The 22,984-nt window shown below is 34.6% G+C and carries 19 protein-coding genes and 1 pseudogene; 7 read left to right on the top strand and 13 right to left on the bottom strand.

Annotated elements, in window-relative coordinates:
- Positions 1-9 precede the first annotated feature (9 nt).
- The 12 genes from DFR56_RS00165 to DFR56_RS00110 all read right to left on the bottom strand — a co-directional run bounded on the left by DFR56_RS00165 (position 10) and on the right by DFR56_RS00110 (position 14,515).
- Entirely contained in the window at positions 10-780 is a 771-nt protein-coding gene (locus DFR56_RS00165) for an ABC transporter ATP-binding protein (RefSeq protein ID WP_110393409.1), read from the bottom strand.
- Entirely contained in the window at positions 740-1,807 is a 1,068-nt protein-coding gene (locus DFR56_RS00160) for an ABC transporter permease subunit (protein WP_110393408.1), read from the bottom strand. Before DFR56_RS00160 ends, DFR56_RS00165 begins: the two co-directional genes overlap by 41 nt.
- Complete coding sequence (locus tag DFR56_RS00155; protein ID WP_110393407.1) at positions 1,800-2,702, bottom strand: ABC transporter permease subunit; 903 nt, start codon at positions 2,700-2,702, stop codon at positions 1,800-1,802. Before DFR56_RS00155 ends, DFR56_RS00160 begins: the two co-directional genes overlap by 8 nt.
- Before the next feature lie 176 nt (positions 2,703-2,878).
- Positions 2,879-4,123 carry an urea ABC transporter substrate-binding protein gene (locus tag DFR56_RS00150; protein WP_207519042.1) on the bottom strand — a complete coding sequence of 415 codons (1,245 nt, stop codon included), beginning with the start codon at positions 4,121-4,123 and terminating at the stop codon, positions 2,879-2,881.
- A gap of 389 nt (positions 4,124-4,512) precedes the next feature.
- Positions 4,513-5,658: a CdaR family transcriptional regulator gene (locus tag DFR56_RS00145; RefSeq protein ID WP_110393406.1), complete on the bottom strand. Its 1,146-nt coding sequence runs from the start codon at positions 5,656-5,658 to the stop codon at positions 4,513-4,515.
- Positions 5,659-6,176: 518 nt separating this feature from the next.
- Positions 6,177-7,787, bottom strand: a complete 1,611-nt coding sequence (locus tag DFR56_RS00140; RefSeq protein WP_110393405.1) for an FAD-dependent oxidoreductase — start codon at positions 7,785-7,787, stop codon at positions 6,177-6,179.
- A gap of 16 nt (positions 7,788-7,803) precedes the next feature.
- On the bottom strand, positions 7,804-8,622 hold the full coding sequence (locus DFR56_RS00135) for a carbohydrate ABC transporter permease (protein ID WP_110393404.1): 819 nt from the start codon (positions 8,620-8,622) through the stop codon (positions 7,804-7,806).
- Positions 8,612-9,523 carry a carbohydrate ABC transporter permease gene (locus DFR56_RS00130; protein WP_110393403.1) on the bottom strand — a complete coding sequence of 304 codons (912 nt, stop codon included), beginning with the start codon at positions 9,521-9,523 and terminating at the stop codon, positions 8,612-8,614. Before DFR56_RS00130 ends, DFR56_RS00135 begins: the two co-directional genes overlap by 11 nt.
- A gap of 4 nt (positions 9,524-9,527) precedes the next feature.
- Positions 9,528-10,223: a hypothetical protein gene (locus tag DFR56_RS00125; RefSeq protein WP_110393402.1), complete on the bottom strand. Its 696-nt coding sequence runs from the start codon at positions 10,221-10,223 to the stop codon at positions 9,528-9,530.
- A gap of 442 nt (positions 10,224-10,665) precedes the next feature.
- Positions 10,666-11,958 (bottom strand): ABC transporter substrate-binding protein, encoded by a 1,293-nt coding sequence (locus DFR56_RS00120; RefSeq protein WP_110393401.1) that lies wholly within the window; start codon positions 11,956-11,958, stop codon positions 10,666-10,668.
- 102 nt (positions 11,959-12,060) lie between these two features.
- Entirely contained in the window at positions 12,061-12,774 is a 714-nt protein-coding gene (locus DFR56_RS00115) for a response regulator transcription factor (RefSeq protein WP_244916407.1), read from the bottom strand.
- 1 nt (position 12,775) lies between these two features.
- Positions 12,776-14,515 carry a cache domain-containing sensor histidine kinase gene (locus DFR56_RS00110; RefSeq protein WP_158525436.1) on the bottom strand — a complete coding sequence of 580 codons (1,740 nt, stop codon included), beginning with the start codon at positions 14,513-14,515 and terminating at the stop codon, positions 12,776-12,778.
- 691 nt (positions 14,516-15,206) lie between these two features.
- Between DFR56_RS00110 and DFR56_RS00105 the strand changes: the two genes are divergently transcribed.
- The 7 genes and pseudogenes from DFR56_RS00105 to DFR56_RS00075 all read left to right on the top strand — a co-directional run.
- A complete protein-coding gene (locus DFR56_RS00105) occupies positions 15,207-15,797 on the top strand; it encodes a TetR/AcrR family transcriptional regulator (protein WP_110393398.1) in 591 nt (196 codons plus the stop codon).
- Position 15,798: 1 nt separating this feature from the next.
- Positions 15,799-16,641: an amidohydrolase family protein gene (locus DFR56_RS00100; RefSeq protein WP_110393397.1), complete on the top strand. Its 843-nt coding sequence runs from the start codon at positions 15,799-15,801 to the stop codon at positions 16,639-16,641.
- Positions 16,642-16,657: 16 nt separating this feature from the next.
- Positions 16,658-17,368 carry an enoyl-CoA hydratase/isomerase family protein gene (locus DFR56_RS00095; RefSeq protein WP_110393396.1) on the top strand — a complete coding sequence of 237 codons (711 nt, stop codon included), beginning with the start codon at positions 16,658-16,660 and terminating at the stop codon, positions 17,366-17,368.
- Positions 17,369-17,385: 17 nt separating this feature from the next.
- Positions 17,386-18,981, top strand: coding sequence for an AMP-binding protein (locus DFR56_RS00090; protein ID WP_110393395.1), 1,596 nt, complete (start codon positions 17,386-17,388; stop codon positions 18,979-18,981).
- Between the two features lie 22 nt (positions 18,982-19,003).
- Entirely contained in the window at positions 19,004-20,320 is a 1,317-nt protein-coding gene (locus tag DFR56_RS00085; RefSeq protein ID WP_110393394.1) for an APC family permease, read from the top strand.
- Between the two features lie 44 nt (positions 20,321-20,364).
- Positions 20,365-20,478 carry a transposase gene (locus DFR56_RS23885; protein ID WP_417715096.1) on the top strand — a complete coding sequence of 38 codons (114 nt, stop codon included), beginning with the start codon at positions 20,365-20,367 and terminating at the stop codon, positions 20,476-20,478.
- Positions 20,479-20,961: 483 nt separating this feature from the next.
- A pseudogene (locus tag DFR56_RS00075) lies at positions 20,962-21,273 on the top strand (transposase); the annotation flags it as partial.
- A gap of 508 nt (positions 21,274-21,781) precedes the next feature.
- On the opposite strand, the gene DFR56_RS00070 reads toward DFR56_RS00075, so the two are convergent.
- A complete protein-coding gene (locus tag DFR56_RS00070) occupies positions 21,782-22,774 on the bottom strand; it encodes an FAD-dependent oxidoreductase (RefSeq protein ID WP_110393393.1) in 993 nt (330 codons plus the stop codon).
- Positions 22,775-22,984: the final 210 nt, after the last annotated feature.

The raw sequence follows: 22,984 nt of genomic DNA, 5'->3' as shown, positions 1-22,984 counted from the left end.
GCAAACAAATCACGCCCCTTCATAAACGTCAGAACCTAAATAAATTTCAATTACTTCTTGGTTCGATTCAATTTCTGCAATACTTCCTTCTGCAAACGTTGCTCCTTGGTGTAAAACAGTTACTCTTTCAGATATTTTTCGTACAAATTCCATGTCATGATCAATAAAGATGATCGATACACCATTTTTATTTAATCGCTGGACAATTTCTGCTGTAAACGCCGTTTCTTCTGGTCCCATACCAGCAACTGGTTCATCCAGTAAAAGTAGTTCTGGTTTAGAAGACAATGTCATCGCAATTTCCAACCATTGTTGTTGACCATGGGAGAGATTGTTTACTTCGTGCTCTAATAGATGCTCTATGCCTACAAGCTTTGCTAATCGATTAATTTCCTCATCAATTTCATTTGGAACTACATAATTTTGTGCTGCAATTCGGATGTTTTCATAACCGGTTAGTTCCCCAAAAACACCAGGAATTTGCATCTTAATCCCAATACCTAATCGAGCTCGTTGCCATGTAGAAGTTTTTGTAATATCATTTTCTTTTAATATTACTTGACCAGCTGTAGGAGAATGAATTCCCATAATTAATTTAAAAATCGTACTCTTTCCAGCTCCATTTGGTCCAATTAATCCTCTTAACTCTCCTCGATTGACCGTTAAATTAACATTATTAACTGCTCGTAATCCCCCAAAATCGATTGTTAGATTTTTTAACTCTAATATTTTTTCATGATTAGAAGTTACCTGCTTGTTTTGAGTCGGTTGTAGTTCCATTTACATTACGTCTCCTTTTTTTAAAAAATATACGATCAAAAAAGTTAAACAGTGTTACTACAATACCTTGAGGGACGACTAATATAACGAGAATTAATATAACACCTAAGATTACTAGTGCATATTCACTTCCTGAAACGGAAAGCTTTTGCGATAAAAAATAATATAATACAGTAAAAATCATTACAGCAGATATGTTTTTACGACCCGCTGCAGCAACTAATACAACAGGGAGGGCTGCTGCGGAAATATCCATTGCAGACGGCGCAATATATCCACCCCAAGTAACGTATAATACGCCACTAAATGCAGCTAACATACCGCCAAATGAAAATGCAAGGGTTTGTAAAAAAGGGATATTGTATCCTAACAATTGACTTCGTTCACGATTTTCCCTTACAGCGATGAAACTATAACCAAGTTTACCAATTTGCATTTTTTTAAATAATAAATAGATAATGATCATCGTTATTATAATAAAATAGTAAAGTGAATTGCCGTATAAAGATAATTCAATACTTCCTAATTTAAAAGCGATAGGTGGTATATTATTGATCCCGTTATCTCCACCTAACAATACATCACCTATTTTCCACTGAGATCCAGCTGATTGCGCTAAAAAAGTAGCCATGACAAGGGTGACACACAATGTAATCAGTCCGACAAACACATCATTGACTCCACCATAAAACATAAAATACCCTAATAAAAATGCCAATCCCCATGCAATTACCATTGCTAAAATTAACGCTAAAATAGTCATGTTTGGGTTATCAAAGTTCATACTAATCATTGCATAAGCATATCCACCGACACCAAAAAATGCAGTTTGCCCAAAACTAAAGATACCGGTTAGTCCCCAAATGAGCCACAAACTAATCGATAAAAAAACCGTCGATAAAAAATAGGACATATTTAGTACATCGTAAGCGGAACCTATCAGTGGAAAAATGAGTAAGGTTATGCATAGTAACATCATAATGGACTTCTCTGCATTCATATTTTTAAGCATTTTTAATTTATCCATTGTATCGCTTCACCCTTATTAGTTTTTTCTCTATTAGTCCAGAAAAACCAGTTGGCCACAATCGAATAAATAAAATTGCTGCCACTAAAAGTCCCACACGACCAATAAAGGTTCCAAATACATAAGAAAGTCCACTATGCACGACTCCTAATGTACCACCAGCCATCACTGTTCCAATTAACGGATTTGCTCCCCCTACAATAACAGTTACGAAGCTTTCCATTAGAAATCCTGATCCAAACGTAGGGCCAATCGACATCGTAAAGGAGTAAAGCCCACCTGTCAAACCGGCAAACATGGAACCAATGACAAACGTTGACGTATACATTCGACTAGTATTTGTTCCTAAACTTCGCGCAATTTCCTCATTTTGCATGGTCGCCCTAGATCTTAAACCAAACTTAGTATGCATAAATACCCAATATAGAATAACGAGTAATAAACAAGCTATTATGCCAAGTACCAACCGATAAGTAGAATAATTAATATCTCCAACTGTAAAAGAACCTAAAGGGGTTGACAGACCTTGCAAGGAAGGACCCATGATAATTAACATTCCTTGCCCCATAATCAAACTTATCCCCCAAGTTGCTACAACCGAATCCAATGGCCTTCCATACAAATGGCGGATGATTAATTTGTCAACAATAAATCCGAAACACCCTACACCTAATGCACCTAACATAATTGCTAACGGAATTGGGACACCAGCTAAACTCAATAAAGTTGTAATATATGCCCCAAGCATAATAAATTCACCATGAGCTAAATTGATGACACCCATCATTCCGAATATAATGGCTAATCCTATTGCTGCTAATATTAAGAAAGAAAAACTATCCATGAATTGATATAGTATATTAAATAAATTTTCAAGGAATTTAATAAAAATCATCTCCAATCTGCATGAAAAGAGGTTGTAGGTTTCACCAAAATGGAACTAAATACATTGCTCTTTCTCCTAAAAAGGAGAGGGGCTGTCCTAAAGGAAACTTCTAGCAATTTATTGAAGCATAGGACAACTCCTTCATGTAATTTATCTTGTTAATAAATTTCTTCTCATAAAATCTATTAATCAATTGGTGTATATTGCTCATTAGGTGAATCTTTCGTTAAATCAATTCCTTTTTCTTCATGTAACCAATAAGGCTCTACTTGTTCCCACTTAAAAATGTTACTTACGTTATGTTCATCATCTGCATGAAATAGATAAATATCTTTTATCGCATGATGCGATTTTGGATCGATACTAACCGTCCCAGACGGCGCATCATAACTAAGACCGCTTTCTAGTTCTTCAATGACGGCATCTACATCTGTTGTACCAGCTTGTTCCACCGCTTTTGCCCATAAATACACACCTGTATACTGTGCCTCTGCTTCCATTCCAACATAGTCATCATCTGGAAATTTTTCTCTGAACTTTTCCACAAATGCTTCCGCTTCAGGCGTATCAAGCTCTTCCATGAATGGAGCAGCAACGTGCATATTAGCAAGGGCAGGAGCTTCTGTACGAATATGCTCATACTGTTGAGCCATATTAATCGTTGTCGCCATTGGTAAATCCTTTATACCTGATGTGTTCCACTGCTCATAGAAAGAAGATTGTTTCTCCCCAGTTAGTAAAACGACTAAAAAGTCTGGTTTTGCTTTTTGAATTTTATTAATACTACTATTAAATTGCGATTCTCCTAACGGGATAAACTCTTCTCCAACTATTTCTCCCCCAAGATCTTCAGCAGCAACTCTTACCCAATCAGCAGTAATTTGTCCAAAATTATAATCGGCAGCAATTGTATAAATATTTGAACCATAGTTATCGATCATATATTCCATCACAGTCATTACTTGGTGCTCCGGAACTGCTCCTGTTGGGAAGGTGTATTTACTAGCAACTCCACCTTCATATTGGTTATTGTAGAAATAGAGCATCTTATTTTGTTCCATAATAGGACGAATAGCTTCACGCGATGCACTTGAAAAAGCTCCCATAATTACATCTACTTCATCTTCTAAAATTAACTTTCTTGCCATCTCTTGAAATCGTTTATCATCTGATTGAGTATCTGGTGCGATGATTTCAATTTGTTTTCCTAATAATCCACCATTTTCATTGATCTCTTCAACAGCAAGCTCAACTGCATGGGATTTTTGAATTCCGACAAGTGCAAAGTCACCTGAACGGTCCTCTAAAACTCCAAGTTTAATTGTATCCTCATTTGATCCTGATGAACTGTCATCACTACACGCAACGAAAAGTAAAGAAAGTAAGATGAGTGACATCCCATTAATGAATAGTCTTTTATACCGTTTCATATTATCCCCCTATTTCCTATTTTGAAAATAGTATTTAAATTTTTACAACGAAACCGCTTCTCCTAACACTCCATTCACATTCTTCAACATTCAACAACGAATAAAGTGTACACTCCCTTCTCCCGTTTAATCGGGTAGGAATTACTTTTAAAAAACAGACCAGATTGTAAACGCTTACTTCTGTGTGTATTAATACTACCATTAAAAATTTTGTAATACATTATCGAAAATTATGAATATTTAAGTGAAAGATATTACCTTTTTGTGCAAATATCCAATACAAATGGAACAAATGTCCAATTAAATTGATTGTCTTTTAAGTTCTAGGTTAAAAGTCATAACAAATGAGATTACTTAACAACATGAATGAACATACATGCAAATATTAATTATTTCAGCATTTTACACCAATTTAATAATTGTAATTTGACTGCATCTTTAAATTTTCGAGGATCTAAGTCTAACAACTCTTTAATTTTTTCTAATCGATAAATTAATGTGTTACGGTGAATATGCATTTCACATGACGTTTCTTTTATACTTAAATCGTTTTTCAAAAAAATAGTTAACGTTTCATCTAATTCTGGATGTAAAGACTGTTTATTATTTGTAAACTGTGTCAGAAATGATTGTCGTATTTTCGGAGGAACTTGCGTTAATAATTGTAAAACACCCCATTCTGAAATATGTGCAACGTGTTTTTCAGAACTAATTTGTTTTAATATGTCAATACTTTGAAGTGCCTCCAAATAGCTTGTACGATATCCTAATATACCTTGGTTTGGATTACCAATTCCGATATAACTAGTAATCCCTTCAAATGATAATCTATCATGAATGTCTTGTCCTAACTCGTTAAGCTGATGAACCTCTCTATATGTTTTATTAGATAACCCTGCAATAAATATCCCCTTTCCAATATATGTCGGAAAAAGACATTGAGGATAATAAAGTTTAAATAACTGCATGATCCGTACTTCATTTTTGTGCAAAGTTTCATAGTCATATGTCCGTTGATTAAAATCCAATATTTCAAAAGCAAATACAGAGCACTCTATATTAATATTAATATTTAAATATTTTGCCTTTGACTCTAACAGCGGAATATCATTGTAATTTACATCCACTAAATTTTGGACCCACTCTTCTAATGCTGTATGTTTATAGCGTAATTGTTCGATCAAAAGCTGTTGTTCTAATAATGTTTCAACCGTTATTTTTATAATATGAATAAATTTATAAATTTTTGTAGGATCACCTGTGATACCTACTACACCTACAATTTTGTCCTTCATTTCAATCGGCACATTTACACCGACATTTGTACCAACCATGTTTTTAAAGTCGGTACGATGAATAATCCTTTCCCGCTTTAACTCAATTGCCTCTAAAGCCCCTTGATGTATTTGATGAATTCGCCCTTCATCCCCACTCGCAACTATAACTCCTTCATGATTCATAATATTAACATTATAGTCAATCACCTTAATCATCTGATCCACAATTGGTTGTGCCATATTGGTAGTAATTATCACTTGCTTTCCCCTCTCTCATTAGTAATTTAAATTAGTGCGTCAAATAGGTAAGCAGATGTTTTAAAATAATATATAATAAATCTGATAATTGCAACTATTAACATTTTAAGTACGATAAGATAATCCATTCTAATGGCATGAAATTAAGCGATTTTTTATTGTTTCAAAATAGGATTCTTTGATAAGAAAGATCTTTATGAAAAATAATATGAAATGCCATCTTTCTCTCCATCCAAACATTCTTCTACCGCTTTACTATCTATTTTCGCCTAGTCCTATTTGTTCCACAGCAGACTTTTCTCAGACTAATTATTAACCATTATTTACTATTGCACGAAGGAAGAGATTTATTCTTTCATCTCAACTCTTAGCTCAAAAAATGGACATAAAAAAACCGGCAATAGAATTTTTTTCTAGATGCCGGTGTCTATTTAAATATATTTATCCATACTAATGACTAAAAACTTGTGTATTTCGCCTATTTAACATCATGATAAATAACAGTAAAACCTTGTTACCTACCTCTTCTTCGTCTCCTTCCCAAATGTCTTCTCCATTTCCTTTATTGGATCATACTCAATCGATGGATCCCATTCAACGACTTGTCCTTCATTTAAAAGTGCTGCTTTCAACTCCGCATAAGGAATTTGTTGTACATTAAGCTCATTTTTTATGGCTAAGTAAGCGGCAACTCCAGCCGATTGACCTAAAATCATAAAAACCGGTTCCATACGAATCGATCCGTAGGCAATATGTGAGCTTGACAAACAAACTGGAACTAATAAATTTGTACACTCTTCTTCCTTAGGGCGAATTGCTCGATAAGAAATAGGATATGGTGAAATAGGGATTTGTACATCCCCTTCATTTACACATCTACCATCCAAAACTACTCTTCTGCAATGGTGTGAATCCATCTGATAGGAAGCGAGTCCAATCGAATCATCAACAGATGAATATCCAAGACAATTATGATCTGTCATAACATAATCAGAGATCATCCTTCTTGCTTCCCTTATATACAATTGATGTGGCCAGTGACCTGTTTCAATAAATTCATCTTTTGGTAACCCCCATGATGAAACCTCATCTCTGATATCTTGTGGCACCCTACTATCATTGGCTAGAAAATATAACATTCCCAAATTATAAGTAACATGGTCTTGGAATATTTCCTCCCGTTTCTCATAACTTCCATTCGGCCATTCATAATTCCGCCCGATATTATCTGAAGAAAAACCGCCATAGTTATTTAAGTCCGATTTTCCATTCGGCATCATTGTATGAAGATTCATTGCATCCCAGAAACCAGCTTGAATATACCGTAACAAAAGCAGATAACGATCTGCGTCATACTGAGGAGGCTTAGGAAAAGGTATTTTATTCTCTTCCTCTTGCGTTAAGCAAACTCTAAAATTATACGCTTGAATCGACTTATCACCTTGTCCATTAAAACCAATCTCATCAGGTGATAATTCGACTACCCCTTCAACAAGCCCACTCTCTTTATTCCCTTCTATCACATACGGATCAATCCATGTTTCAAACTTATGATGTGGTCCACCAAAATAAATTCCATTATATATTTCCTTATACGTAGAATTGGACTCCCGACCAACATAATATGAAACGCCAGCTCTAGCTAGTAAATCCCCTTCATAGCTTGCGTCAACAAATATTTTACCTTCATATGATGAGCCATCTTCCATCTTGATACACTTAATTTTGCCATTTTCCATTTCGACCTTGTCTAAATACTGCTCATAATAAACAGCGATATTGTAATCTTTCACCCATTTTTCAAATATTTTTTTGGCAACATGTGGTTCAAAAGCTTGCTTCATCTCTTCCCCATAATGTTCACCGACTAACTGATAAAACGCTAATGACAACCCTCCTGTTGCTTCTACAGCTCCCAAATCTGTTGCACCTAATCCACTTGCCGTCATTCCACCAATATTTCGACCAAATTCAGCAATACACACTGAGAGTCCTAACTTGGAAGATTGTACTGCAGCTGTTAACCCTGCCGGAGTAGCGCCATATATAACAACATCGTAATGTAATCCTTCTTCTATCTGCTCTTTTTTCTCAGACGGTTTATAATAATAAAGATTGTCAAAACTCATAAACGAACCCTCCTAATTATTTAATACTTCCTGCTGTCATTCCTTCAATAAATTTCTTTTGTGCAAAGAAAAAGATAACAAGTAGTGGAATGGTAGCTAATGTTGTCGCACTCATTAAATGATGCCAAGACGTACCAGCCTCATCCGTAAATAGTGCGAGCCCTACAGGTAATGTCATTAGTTCCCTACTATTAATAAAAATTAATGGATATAAAAATTCATCCCAATTTGTTAAAAAGGTAAAGATTGTTAATGTCGCTAAGGAAGGAACTGCAAGTGGTAGCATAATCCTCCAATAAATCTTAAACCTTGAACATCCATCCATAATTGCAGCTTCTTCTAATTCTTTCGGTACAGCAATGAAAAACTGCCTCATTAGAAATACACCGAATGCCCCAGGTGCGCCAAATACAGGTAAAAAAATCAATGGGAAATGGGTATTTACTAACCCCAAATCTCTCATAAATAAAAATAACGGAATAATGGTCACTTCAGGTGGGATCATCATGACACTAAGCAATAAAATAAACACAATATTTTTACCTGGGAAATGAATCCGAGCAAATGCATAGCCCGCCATGGAAGAAAATAAAAGCACCATAAGTGTAACTAAAACAGCGATATATACACTATTCCAATACTGTTTTAAAAAGGTTACTTGCCCAAGAACTTCGACATAGTTTTCCCAACGAATTGGGTTCGGGAAAAATTGCGTAAAAATTTTAGTAGGTTCTTTTAACGAAGTGGAAATCATCCAAATTAAAGGTCCAACCATAAAAATAATAATGAAACTAAGCACGACATATTTTAGCCAGACGATTCTTTTATTCTTCATAGAACACCCACCTCTTTCTTACAACCCACGATAAAATGGTAAATGCTAATAAAAGAAAGAACAGCACAAACGCAATCGCCGATGCATAACCAATATCAAACAATTTAAAGGCTGTTTCCCAAATATAGTACACTAACACTTTCGTACTTTCTCCAGGTCCTCCACTCGTCATTACATATACTTGACCAAAGACTTTCATTGCCCCTATCGTTGTAATAATCATCGTTAAAAAAACAGTTGGGGTGATTAATGGTAGTGTAATATTTTTAAACTTTCTAAAGGAGGAAGCACCATCAAGTTCAGCCGCTTCATATAATTCTGCTGGCACTTGCTGCATCGCCGTTAAAAATAAAATCATATTTAATCCAACATTCTTAATCACACTGACGAGAATCACGGCAGGTAAAGCAGTCGATTTATTTAACAACCAGGCAGGCCCATCGATGCCGAAGATGCCCAAAAATTGATTAATAAACCCGAGTTCCGGTGCCAATAAATATTTCCACACAATCGCCCATACAATTAATGATGTAACAACTGGGACAAAAATAGCGGTCCTAAAAAGGCCAATTCCAGCAAATTTATCTTTTAGAAGTACTGCCAGAAAAATGGCAAGGATAATATTAAGTGGCACTAAGCCAAAACTAAATAAAAAAGTTACTTTTAATGAATTAAGAAACGATTGATCAGAAAGTAAATCTTGATAGTTTTTAAGACCGATAAAAGTTTCTTCTCCAAGTAAAGGCCAGTCATGTAAGCTCATATAGAGAGCAAAAAGTAACGGGCCAAACATAAAAATGGAAAAACCGATCAACATAGGAGAAACGAAAAGCCATCCGGCAATTCGATCTCCTGTTTCATTACTAAATCTTCTTTTTTTCACTTGTATATTGTTCTTCATATCATCATCCTACATGACTAGCATGTTGAGTAAATGCGTAAACAGTTTCATAGATTGATTTTTCTGTTGTTCCGATCGTCACTGCCCCTAACATAACGGACTGAACTCCAAGTTGATGTAAAATATCCAAATCTTCAGGGACTAATCTTTTTTGCGAAGGAATAATGATCGGTAAATCTGTTTTTTCACGATAATTTCGATACAATGTGATATCTTCAAAGTTTAATGGCTTTCCATAATCTTCTTTTTTAACAACGGATAGCTCGACCGCTTTCATATCAAAATGTTCGATCGCTTTTACGTGATCAGGTTGAAATAGATCATCAACGGCAACTGTTTGTTCTAATTCTTTTTGTAATAATAGTTTTGAGGTAATATCTTTTGCATAAAGAGAAAAATACGTAAAACCAATGTTCTTCAACTTTTTTAAATCAAGTTGATTTACTTTATTGACATCATCACTTAATACAAGCCCTAAAGGACCATCATATAATTCTCTAATTTCTGTAAATACATCGATATAGTGATCAACGTTCTTAAATTCATTTCCACTTGCACGGTGATTGACATTAATATGAAATTTTAGAGCATCTGCCCCTGCATCTATTGCTGCTTTTGCAAGATCTACTCTATTTTCAGGAAGGCTTACAATAATAGATACCTTCTTTTGTTCAAAAAGTGAGCATAAATTATTATTCATTCATAACACTCCATTCAAATTTATTAGAAAACTCGGCATTCGCTAAAGAAAACACACCGATTGGCGAGCAGACAAGGCGGTGACTAGGTGATGTTGCCCCTATGTAAGTAAATATTTTTACGTTACCAAGCCTTTAATGGCGAATTCCTTAGTTGCACTTATGTAGTAAGAAAGGATTGATACTTTCTTATCTGCTAGGAAAGAGGCTGGGACATAACTAAAACGATCAAATCTAAAGACGAACAATATACGACCTAAGTGGAGGAAATATACGTAGACTCCTGCGGGAGGAAAGGCATCGGTGAGACCCCACAGTGCGTTAGCACGAGGAGACTCACCAGCCGCCCGCGGAAAGCGAAGTATATTTCCGGAACGGATTATATGCAACAACTATTGTTCGGATTCCCCTTTGATAAAAACACTTTTGTCCCAGCCTTCTTTATTATTTTTGTAAAATTGGATCGATATTCTTTTCCATTTCTTCCATTATTTCTTCGCTACTTTCAATCTGAGAAAATAATTTATCAAAGCCATTATTAATCTCACTTTCAATCTTCGTCCACTCTTCATGTAATGGATAAGTAAAGCCATTATCCATTTCATTAATCAGTGCTAACTCAATCGATTCTTTCGGTGGGTTATTTGGAATATTAATAAACTCATCCGATTCAAGTACACTTTTTCTCGGTGGTACGAAAAACGCTGATTGAGCTTGGATCCCTGTTTTACTACTTAAAAACGCTAACAATTTTTTCGCTTCTTCGGGATGCTCACTACCTTCAAAAACAGAAATACCTGCTTGTCCTAACAATGGTACTCTTCCTTCAGGACCTGTTGGAAGTGGTGCAATATCCCATTCAAAATCCGTAATATCTCGTACATTAGCAATATAGCTGTACATAAATGTAAACATGCCAACTTTTCCGCTTTCAAAATTAATATTTTCCCCTGGTGGCACATGTGATTTATCTTCAAACATCATTCGTTCTAACATCTTTAAACTTTCAATTCCTTCTGGTGAATTCCATTCAAATGTTGACATATCGTCTGAGAACATGCTCCCACCAAATGAAAATGTGTGTGATGGAATGGTCGCAAAGTTTGTCCACTCATTGAACAACCTAGCACCATATGTTTTATTATTTCCTTTCCCATTTGATAAGGCTTTTGCGCTTTCTTCAAATTGCTCCCATGTCCACTCCCCTTTTTCCGCCAATTCAATAGGGGTTTCTAAGCCAGCCTCTTCAAACATTGTTTTGTTATAATACATAATCATCGGTGGAGTAGAGAAAGGAAGCCCTAATAATTTCCCATCGTGTTCCCATAATTCTATAGTAGAAGGAATATAATCATCGAAATCAAAGTCTTCTGCCTCTACTACCTCCGAAATATCAGTTAAAATATTATTGTTTACAAATTGTGGTACCATTCGTTCTGCAACCCAGCCAACGTCAGGAAGCTCGTTACCAGCAGCTAATACAGATAATTTTTGTTGGTAGTCCGCGTGTGGAATACTTTCCACATTTACTTTAATATTCGGATTCTCCTCATGAAACTCTTCCAACAAATTCTCATACATTTCAATATGTTGATCTCCACCCCAATTAGTGAATGTCAATTCGACCATTTCATCTGAATCGGAGCTTTTTGTTGTATCCGTCGAATCATCTTTGCTTCCACATGCACTAAGAGCTACTAGTAAAATACCTAACATTATAAATATTGTTTTTTTCATCCCTTTTCTCCCTTCACATTTTTAGTTCAAATAACTTAAGAACATTATACGAGTGTTGAAAGCGCTTTTATATGTGGTATTCTTAAGAAAAGGTTCATTATATTAATGAAATTGACCTGTCCTATATTGATGAGGTGTCATCCCTTCACTCTTTTTAAACACAGATGAAAAATATTTAGGATTAGAAAAACCAGTCAAAAAGGCAATATCATATATTTTTAAATTTGTATTTTTTAGTAACTCCTTCGCTTTCTCCATTCGTCTTGTCAAAATATAATCTGATAGCTTCAAATTTGTCTGTTTTCGAAATAAATTACTTATATAATTAGGATGAAGATTCAATGCCTTTGAAATATATTCTAAAGATAGGTCCCCTTCTACATTTTTATCAATTAATTCTTTTATTTGGTGGATCACCATCGAATCATTACTTTCTCTTCCTTCATCATTTTTCACCTTATTCATAAAAATGGCGTCTAAAATACTTGCTAATTCTTTCCGACTAATCGGCTTTAATAAATAATCTTTCACACCTAACCTTAAAGCTTCCCTGACATAGAGGAAATCATCATAGCCACTAATGACGATAACAGGAATTTCTGTATGTTTTTCCTTTAATAATGTGATGAAATCAATTCCGGTCATTTTCGGCATGCGAATATCGGTAATAATTAAATCAGGAATCTCAATAGTTAATATTTCCAGTGCCCTTTGTCCATTGCTGGCCTCCCATAATACCTCATATCCCATAATGACTTCCTCAAGCAATATTTTTATTCCTTCTCTAATTGTTTGTTCATCTTCTACTACCATCACCTTAATCAATGAAATCACCCTTATTAGTCGGAATTATTATTGTCATTTTTGTTCCTTCATGTAGGTTAGAATCTATTATTAATGAAGCTTTTTCCCCATAAATAAGTTTTAATCGTTTGTAGATATTTTCAAGTGCAATTCCAGCACCTTTATTGCTTGAACTATATGCTACCTTTGCTTTGTCATTCATCCGTTTATCGATACATTGAAGCTTCTCTGGACTTATTCCAACCCCGTTATCTTCCACACTTATTCGAATGAAATCTTTTTTTCGCTTCACTTTTATCATTATTTTTAGCGTATGATCATCTTTTCCATGAATCAGTGCGTTTTCTATTAAAGGTTGAATCATATATTTCGGTACTTTTTTCTGCAAAATACGTTCATCAATTTCTTGATGAATCATTAAATTTTCCATCATCCGCTGTTTCATAATAGAAAGGTAAGTAAAGCAAAATGCCAGTTCATCCTGCAAACTTACTAATTGTTCGTCATTTTTCAGACGGTATCTAATTAATTTCCCTAGTTCTGTAATCATATCGGATATGTCGAACTGTCTCCTTTTCACAGCTGTCATATTAATCGATTCCAATGTGTTAAAAATAAAATGCGGATCCATTCTAGACTGTAATGCTTTGTACTCGGATTCTGCATTTCTAGTATTTAACTCATAGATTTCTTCCACTAAATCTTTAATTTCTGCTAATAAATTATTGTAAGCACCAGATAATATCGCCACTTCCCCTTCATACTTTAATTGAATCTCATTATATGGATTATTTTGCATCCCTTTAATTTGATTTTTTAACATTTCAAGTGGCTTTAATAAATGGTTCGATGTGTAAAAAGATAACATTAAAGAAACGATTAAAAAAATAAAAATAAGAATAAATAATAATCGATCAAATTCAATTATTTCTTTATAAATATATTGTTTTGGAATGACATTACTAACTTGAATATTCGTTTTACTTGAAGTATTTGTTATACAGAGATAATCCTCATTCGTTTCTTCATCTGTTATCCAGCTTTGATTCGTCGTACATTTTTCTAATAACCGACTATTTTTCTTCTTAATAAGCTGCATGCCATCGCTGGCAATTTTCCAATCATCGCTAATTAATTGATCTGTTAATTGAGTGATATATTCTGGTGAAAAATCTACTTTCATCACACCAATTTCTTTCTTATCTTCAGGGTCTCTTAAAAGCCGAACAATGCTAATCATTTTCTGATTATTTCGGCTATAATAAACAGGTAATTCTTCAGGATGAATAATCCAAGAACCCCTTTTTTCCTTCGCTGTTACATACCATTCTTCATTTGGAAGATAAATACGGTTCGTAAGACTGTAATTATTCATATGACTAAAAATCTGCCCATTATTTGCAAACACATGGATCCCATGGATCTGTTTTTTATCATAAAGAATCCCAGATAAAAATAGGGAAAAAGCAGTCGTATGCTGATGATTTTTATATGTAATAAACGTATTTTCATCATATTCTTTTAATATATCAATCAATTCACGATTGTATAGAAGAGATAAAGTGGATCTAGCCGCATCCTCTACTATAAGGTCTAAACTATTATTAAATTGTTTAATTGAATTTTCTGTATTGACGGTTGTGTCATGAATTTTAGACGTTGAAAAAATATAATGAACGGCAAAACTTATCGCTAAAAGTGGAACGATAATAAGGATCGTATAAATAATGAATATTTTATTTCTGAGTGTCATGTTGCCCATATTCCTTTCGCAAATTAGTAGAAGGTTACATTCATTCGGTAATGACGGAATTTCTTTTTGTAAAGTATAAACGAATAGGACGATTATAGATATACCATTTATTCATTCATTATATTTAATACTTTGCTACGGCTGTTAATCATTATTCGATTGTCTATTTTAGTATCGTATTTTTATCTTTTACATTTAATTATAATACGAATGAAAGCGCTGTATAATATTGATTTCTTAAGATAAGGTTAATAATCTTAATGAATAACTTAAAATAAAGGTAAATAGAATTGCTAATTAATATAGGTATCAAAAGCTTAACTTTCTACTAAAAAATATAATGCTAAGGTATGCGAATTCGTAAAATGTTTTCGCATACCTTTATTTATTCTCCCATTTTCATCTCTAAATTTACTAGGCTTATTTGTAATCTTTCACATTTACTATTGACAGCCTATCAATCGATCGGTAGAATATTTACTAACAAATTCGATAAATTGAGTCCATTTCATCAATGCTAATTTCAAGGATAAACCCGAACATAACACATTGAAGAAATCTTACTATTCGTGTATTGTAACTTAACTAATGGTTGGAACGGTAGGTGGATTTTACCTGAAATATTGGATGATGAATTTAATTGGCAAAAAATAAAGAGTAGAATTGCTAAGTTTTATGAGGAAAAGGTGACATGATGAATCAAGTAGAGCAAGCAATTATTGAATCAACGATAAAATTATTTTCTGAAAAAGGGTATGCTGCAACAAGCATCCGAGATATTGCTAAGTCAGTAAATATAACTTCTGCCTCCCTCTATCATTATATGGATAGTAAAAAAGATTTATTGGAATTTATTATGGAGAGATATTTGCTTCAACTAATTGATGGAGCTCATATAGCAATAGATCAGGCGACATGTCATACAACCAAATTGAAAAGTTTAATTAAATACCATGTTCAAAGCCATGGAAATGAAAGATTAGCAGCACTTGTTGTAGATACTGAATATCGATCTTTAGAAGGTTCTGGCAAAGAAAAAATAAAGGAGTTACGAAAAAAATATGAAACTATTTGGAGTCATATTCTGGAAGCTGGTTTAAAAGAAGGTATTTTTTCTTTTCCTAACTTAAAAATAACATCCTTTTCTTTAATTAGTCTTTGTACAGGAGTTGCTCATTGGTATCGGGATAACGGAACATTTTCATTAAAGGAAATAGCCGAACAATATGCTGAACTAGGTTTACATATGGTGCAAAATCATTCTATGAAAGGGGGTGAATGAGATGATTGACATGCGAGTTAGATTACCTAACGACTATCGACAAGTTTCCGAGCAAGAAATGGCTAGTTTTTACGGGAAATATAATGAAGTGTTAGATGTATATACTAAGGGACCAACATCGACGAAACAGCTAATAAATAATTTAAATGAAAATAATATTGACCTAGCTGTCGTTCATGCTGAATATGAATTCGGCGAAGATGCGGATGAATTAAATAAAAATGTCGCTACATTAGTAATGCAATATCCAAATCAATTAAGAGGGTTTGGTACAGTAAATTTACAAAGGTTGATCCCTCTTTCCCTCATCAAACAGGCTGAAGAGATTCACAACTTTGGTTTAAAGGGTATTAACTTACAACCTATTTTTTTTGATGTAGATCCTCTAGATCGCAGGCTATACCCGCTTTATGCAACTGCCGAAAAGCTGGGTCTCATCATGTCGTTTCATACAGGCGTTCATTTTTCTCTAAAGAGTTCAATTATTAAAAATAACCCTTTATTTCTTGATCAAATTGCGGTTGATTTTCCTACCCTTAAACTCATCGCTTGCCATGGAGGATGGCCTTGGATAGCAGAAATGACAGCGGTTGCAAGAAGACATACAAATGTATTCATTGAATTTGGAGGACTTGATCCAAAATATATAGGGCTATCCGGTTCTGGGTGGGATACATTGTTTACTTTAATGAATAATTTACTTTCTGACCAAATATTATTTGGAACAGACTGGCCAGTCATGACAGCTGAAAGGGCGATAAAAAGTTGGGAAAGAATCGGCTTAAAAAAGGAGGTTCTAAATAAATTATTTTATGAAAATGCTCAAAAATTAATGGAGCTATAGGAGGGAGAGTACGAATATGTATGAAACAATAAAGTTAAAGGAGTCGTTAACTAATTATACAATCATATTTAATCGTCCTGAAAAACTAAATGCTTTATCTGAACAAATGATTGAGGAACTGCATGCTACATTGTTGCATGTAAAAGAAAAAAACCCTAAGGTCTTACTATTAAAAGGGGAAGGGACTAGCTTTTGTACAGGACATGATGTAAACTCATCTATCTCTTTTGCAAATGAAGAGGATGCCATGAATAAGTTAGGGAAGCTCCAAGAAATTACATCCATTATTACGAACTATCCTGCGCCAGTAGTTGCTGCACTTCATGGATATGCGTTAGGTGCAGGTTTTGAAATAGCTTTAAATTGTGATTTATTATATGCTTCAGATCAGGCTATATTCGGATTTCCAGAATTAGAAGTCGGATTATCCATCACCCAAGGAACTTCTTATTTTCTTCCAAGGGCAATAGGATTAACTAAATCAAAAGAATTCATCTTTTTCAGCGAAAAAATAACTGCTCAGAAAGCGAAAGAATTATCTTTAATAAACGAAGTATTTAATGATGATCATCTTTTTGAAAGCGTTAACAAAAAAATCGACATACTTTCTAAAAAGTCTTTATTTGCTTTAAATGAAGTAAAGCAATTATTAAATAACGGTATGAATGCTTCGCTTGATCACAGTCTTAAACATGAAATTACCACACTTTCTAAACTATTAAGTTAATGGAAAGGAGATATAAAATGGGTAGTGAATTAAAGCACACTGAAATTAAAAATGTACACCATCTTATTATTCGTGCTGCAGAAAAGTGGGGCAATAAAACAGCTCTCCTATTTGATGAAACAGAAGAATCTTTTTCTTTTCACGAGGTAAAAAAGAATGCCGAACACATGGCCAGCATTTTAACAAAACTTGGGATTAATACCGGTGATAAAGTAGCAATTATGTTACAAAACGTCCCCGAATTTCCCTTTACTTGGCTAGCTTCTGGTTTAATTGGTGCTGTTACCGTCCCTTTGAATTATCGTTACCAAACTTTTGATGCGAGTTATATTATTCACCACTCGGAAAGTAAAGTTGTTATCACTACAGCAGAAAAAGTTGAAATGCTCGATATGATCCGAATCAAAAATTCACACGAATTTACAATCATTACAACAGATCAAGCCCATCAAAAAGCGGATGGATTTTTAAAGGATTTACAACAAGAAATAGAGAACAAATACCCACTACAACAACATGTTTATTCCGAAAGATTAATGAATATTCAATATACTTCTGGAACGACCGGAAAACCAAAAGGATGTATGCTATCTCAATTTTATTGGATTAATATTGCTGAAAAAATTGCAAATAGATCATTAATTGGTATCAATGAGAACGATATTTCCTTAACCTCACAACCATTTTACTATATGGATCCGCAGTGGAATACAATGGCAGTTCTTTTAAATGGGGCAACTTTAGTCATCTTAGATCGCTTCAGTCCCTCTGTATTTTGGAAAAAGGTTCAGGAATATGATATCACTTTTTTTTACGTCTTAGGAAATATGCCTGTATTGTTATTAAAAATGCCTATTACACAAGATGAAAAAAATCACCGCGTTCGTTTTATTGGATGTTCTGCCATTCCGCCACATATTCACCATCAAATAGAAAAACGTTGGGGAGTACCATGGTATGAAGTGTTTGGAATGACAGAATCAGGATACGATATTTCCATGAGAAGAGAGGAGCATAAACAATACGTAGGAACGAATGCAATTGGTCGTGGTGCTATAGATCGAGAAGTACGCATTATGAATGAAGATGGAGAACTCTTAGAGCGTGGAGAAACGGGTGAACTTGTGTTTCGAGGTAAAGGAATGATGGATGGATATTATAAAAATCCTGAAGCAACAAAAGCAGTATTGAAAAATGGTTGGTTTCACACTGGTGATTTAGCTTATATGAATGAAGAAGGTGTTGTATTTTATGTAGGAAGGATTAAAGATATGATTCGTAGAAGTGGTGAAAATATTGCTGCCGCTGAGGTAGAAGAAGTTATCATGCTCTATGAAAAAGTTGAAATATCAGCGTGCACACCAGTAGAAGACGAGATAAGAGGGGAAGAAATTAAAGCCTATATCGTTCTTAAAGAAACAAGTGAAAATCATACCGAAGTAATCAAAAAAATAATAAATCATTGTGAGGATAACCTAGCTTCTTTTAAGGTTCCTCGTTATTGGGAGATACGCAAGACCTTACCAACTACCCCTTCCGAGCGCATTGCAAAACATAGATTAGGTGAAGAACAACTTCGTTACTATGATAGATTAAATGAAACATGGAATTGATACAATACGAGGAGGATTCTAAATGGAACAGCCATCTAAAAAAATTAGTTTAATTGGTGCCATTGCTATTATAGTCGGAACAGTTGTTGGGGCATCTATTTTTATCTTGCTCGGTCCAATCGCTGGTCAAACAGGACCGTCTCTATTTCTAGCTTACTTGGTTGCTTTTTTACCTGCTTTATTCGGTTCCATTTTTTACGCTCAACTTGGATCGGCTATGCCAGCAACAGGTGGAACATATCATTATTCAAAACGATTACTTAATCCTACGATCGGGTATATTGCTACTATTTCATTAATCTTGGGAGGCATTGGAGCAACCGTTATGCTTGCAATTGGATTTGCAGAATACTTACATTTTTTTATTCCAACATTACCTGTAAAGTTTGCAGCGTTAATCATTATATTAATATTATATGGCATTAATTTGTTAGGACTTAAATCAGCCGAAATGGCTCAAATCTTAATGACAATATGGATACTATTAGCATTGTTTATTTTCGCCATACCTGGTTTATTCCATATTGAGCCTCAAAACCTAACACCATTGATTCCAAATGGTCTGGGAAGCTTCTTAATGGGAAGTGCATTAGCGGTTTATTCCTATGTTGGGTATGGTATCATATCAGAAATTGGTGGAAACATAGAAAATCCAAAAAGAAATATTCCAAAAGCAACATTTATTAGTTTAGGTATTATTGTTTGTATATATGCTCTTGTTGCCTTCGTAGCGATTGGAGTCGTTCCATGGGAGCAATTGAGTACATCAGGAGCTTCTGTTGCCGAAGCAGCACGTATATTTCTCCATCCACAACTTGTTTTCTTCATTAGTATAGGGGCATTATTTGCAACGGTTACAACGATTAATGCGGTTTTTATGACTATACCTGGTGATTTCAAAGCCCTTGCAAAAGAAGGTATTTTCAATAAAAAAGTAATGAGAAAGGAAATGAACAATACACCATTTTTTCCAATTACTATTCTAGTTATTACATCTTGTATTGGTATCTATACAGGGTTCAGTGTCGATTTTTTTGCAACGATTACAATCGTTGGTTTGTTATTAAATACCGTCATACTTGGTATCGCTTTATGGAAGCTTCCACAAAAAGAAAAAGAAGCTTACGAAAATGCACCATATAGAATAAAAAAAGGTATTCTCCGTTTCGCCATTGTTTTGGGTGTACTATTAAATACTATCTTTATCTTGTTAGCTGTGCTAGACTATCCAATCGTTATCCTACTTTACATCGTTTGGATCGTCGTAGGCTATCTAATGCATAGAAGGAAAATACCTAAACTAGTAAAAAACCGTTTAAACACAGCGATAAACGATTAAAGTACATTGTACCATACAATATATATCATTCATAACTACCGCTAGTGTACGTTTTTGATCGTGGATATTTGGATTATGAACGGTTCGATCGTATGACGGATGAAGGGTATTTCTTTGTCTCACGCCTTCGAAAAAATGCTGTTGTTACGTGTTCTTGAAACTTTTCCATTACAAGCAGAATCTAACGTATTATCAGATGAAATGGTTGTCATTGGAACCACGTAAAAACGTTCGGAAAACATCTTCACAAATTAACGCTATTTGATACAAAAGGTAATGAACTCACATTACTTAGGGTCTGCTGAACAACTAAATTGCGTTTCATCTTACCGTTGTCTTCCGCGAAATGTGACAAGCTTTTTAGCGGGCACGGCTTCAGCCTCCGACGCTCAGGACGTGCTAGTGCGGGTGTTGCGACATGGACGTCGCGAACTTAACCCGCCTCGGAAGAAAACCACTTCCTGCGGGGTCTTCAGACTCGCGCTTTTCCCGCTGGAGTCAGTCACTTTCGCTCCAGACAACTAGAGTAGTTCATTGCATATGCAAAGGTTTTTTGATAACCAGTCAAAAGCCTTGCACTTTATATCGAGAAAAACGGTTACAAACTATCGATGTAGAGGGGATTTCTTTTTATTCAGTAAACCCTACTTACCAATCGTTTTGATTTAAGTTCGGACGACATTGCCGAAATCTACAAATCGAGATGGGCTATCGAGTTGTTTTTCAAATGGATGAAGCAACATTTAAGTATTAAAAAATTCTACGGTTATAGTGAGCAAGCCGTTCACAACCAAGTCTATATTGCGATGATTGTATATTACTTGAATGTACTCGCTCAACTGAATATTAATAGTAACTGGACTTATCTACAAATTAGTCGTTATTTGAAGGCATCCCTTTGGAAACCTGCTTATATTTGGTTGCGGAAAATCAAAGGGGAAGGCGTTCCTTAAGGATTTTTAAATACCTGTTGCACTTGCCATTAGCTATTCTAAAAAAATGGAAGTTCACTACCTTTACCTGGGTATTTTAACTTTTTTTATTTTGCATTCAAGAATATAGACAGAATATTCCTTTAATATTTATGCGACGCTAATGAAGAATTCTATTAAAATAACGTTTTTCCCTTCTTTTATGTTTTTAAATAATTGCTACTTATTTGTTACATCTATTTAGGATTGAATGACGAGTAACATCAATCGTCTTATCCACAGCATCTGCAGTTTTAGGTGTTAGTAAAATAATAAATTTGGAAAGGAAATAAACGTTTCATCAATGCCAAACTCCAGAATAGATACTATCTTTTCTTTGTACCTTAAAATGAATCTTTTTCCTCATAGAAACACCAGCATCCAAACTACGAATGCTGGTGTTTATCTAAAGTCCGTTACCATCAAGTTAACAATACTAAAATTCTGTGTTCACTAACCTATCCCCTACATGAGGCATAAGATGGCACACTTACCTCTTCTTCGTTTCTTTTCCAAATGTCTTCTCCATTTCCTTCACTGGATCATACTCAACCGATGGATCCCATTCTACAACCTGCCCTTCATATAAAAGGGCTGCCTTTAACTTAGCATACGGAATCTGCTGTACGTTAACACCATTTTTTATTGCTAAGTAAGCAGCAACCCCGGCTGATTGTCCTAAAATCATAAAGACTGGCTCCATTCGAATCGATCCATAAGCAATATGTGAACTTGATAGACAAACGGGAACTAATAAGTTTGTACATTCTTCTTCCTTAGGGCGAATCGCACGATAGGAAATCGGGTATAGCGAAATAGGAATTTGCACATCCCCTTCATTTACACATCTACCATCCAAAACTACTCTTCTACAATGGTGTGAATCCATCTGATAGGAAGCGAGTCCAATAGAATCATCAACAGCTGAATATCCAAGACAATTATGATCTGTCATAACATAATCAGAGATCATCCTTCTTGCTTCCCTTATATACAGTTGATGTGGCCAATGACCTATTTCAATAAATTCATCTTTTGGTAACCCCCATGATGAAACCTCATCTCTGATATCTTGTGGCACCCTACTATCATTGGCTAGAAAATATAACATTCCTATATTATAAGTAACATGATCTTGGAAAATTTCTTCCCGTTTCTCATAACTATCATCAGGCCATTCATAATTCTTCCCGATATTATCTGAAGAAAAACCGCCATAGTTATTTAAGTCCGATTTTCCATTTGGCATCATTGTCTGAAGATTCAATGCATCCCAAAAACCAGCTTGAATATACCGTAACAAAAGCAGATAACGATCTGCGTCATACTGAGGAGGCTTAGGAAAAGGTATTTTATTCTTTTCCTCTTGAGTTAAGCAAACTCTAAAATTATACGCTTGAATCGACTTATCACCTTGTCCATTAAAACCAATCCCATCAGGTGATAATTCGACTACACCTTCCAGCATTCTTTTAGTCATCATTGATTCTCCTCCGTTTTCTGTTGAATCAAGTGTATATGACCTTAACGAATCTGTCTAATTAAGTGTAACCTATCCATTACCTTACCTCTCATCCAAACATTACCATTAAATAACATTAAACGTAATGTAAACATTTTATGCATAATAACTTTTATTAAAAAAAGATACCCTCATTTCGATACCCATCAGCACAAACACACTCCCCAACCA

Origin of the sequence: Pseudogracilibacillus auburnensis, assembly GCF_003201975.1 — a bacterium.
Classification (GTDB): Bacteria; Bacillota; Bacilli; order Bacillales; family Amphibacillaceae; genus Pseudogracilibacillus; species Pseudogracilibacillus auburnensis.
The sequence above is the reverse complement of the archived record's forward strand: the minus strand, read 5'-3'. Positions and strand labels throughout refer to the sequence as shown.

Bases quoted from the DNA above. Each gene is read 5' to 3' on its own strand.
- DFR56_RS00165 (WP_110393409.1), bottom strand. From the start codon at position 780: ATGGAACTACAACCGACTCAAAACAAGCAGGTAACTTCTAATCATGAA.
- DFR56_RS00160 (WP_110393408.1), bottom strand. From the start codon at position 1,807: ATGGATAAATTAAAAATGCTTAAAAATATGAATGCAGAGAAGTCCATT.
- DFR56_RS00155 (WP_110393407.1), bottom strand. From the start codon at position 2,702: ATGATTTTTATTAAATTCCTTGAAAATTTATTTAATATACTATATCAA.
- DFR56_RS00150 (WP_207519042.1), bottom strand. From the start codon at position 4,123: ATGAAACGGTATAAAAGACTATTCATTAATGGGATGTCACTCATCTTA.
- DFR56_RS00140 (WP_110393405.1), bottom strand. From the start codon at position 7,787: ATGAGTTTTGACAATCTTTATTATTATAAACCGTCTGAGAAAAAAGAG.
- DFR56_RS00135 (WP_110393404.1), bottom strand. From the start codon at position 8,622: ATGAAGAATAAAAGAATCGTCTGGCTAAAATATGTCGTGCTTAGTTTC.
- DFR56_RS00130 (WP_110393403.1), bottom strand. From the start codon at position 9,523: ATGAAGAACAATATACAAGTGAAAAAAAGAAGATTTAGTAATGAAACA.
- DFR56_RS00125 (WP_110393402.1), bottom strand. From the start codon at position 10,223: ATGAATAATAATTTATGCTCACTTTTTGAACAAAAGAAGGTATCTATT.
- DFR56_RS00120 (WP_110393401.1), bottom strand. From the start codon at position 11,958: ATGAAAAAAACAATATTTATAATGTTAGGTATTTTACTAGTAGCTCTT.
- DFR56_RS00110 (WP_158525436.1), bottom strand. From the start codon at position 14,515: ATGACACTCAGAAATAAAATATTCATTATTTATACGATCCTTATTATC.
- DFR56_RS00105 (WP_110393398.1), top strand. From the start codon at position 15,207: ATGATGAATCAAGTAGAGCAAGCAATTATTGAATCAACGATAAAATTA.
- DFR56_RS00100 (WP_110393397.1), top strand. From the start codon at position 15,799: ATGATTGACATGCGAGTTAGATTACCTAACGACTATCGACAAGTTTCC.
- DFR56_RS00095 (WP_110393396.1), top strand. From the start codon at position 16,658: ATGTATGAAACAATAAAGTTAAAGGAGTCGTTAACTAATTATACAATC.
- DFR56_RS00090 (WP_110393395.1), top strand. From the start codon at position 17,386: ATGGGTAGTGAATTAAAGCACACTGAAATTAAAAATGTACACCATCTT.
- DFR56_RS00085 (WP_110393394.1), top strand. From the start codon at position 19,004: ATGGAACAGCCATCTAAAAAAATTAGTTTAATTGGTGCCATTGCTATT.
- DFR56_RS00070 (WP_110393393.1), bottom strand. From the start codon at position 22,774: ATGATGACTAAAAGAATGCTGGAAGGTGTAGTCGAATTATCACCTGAT.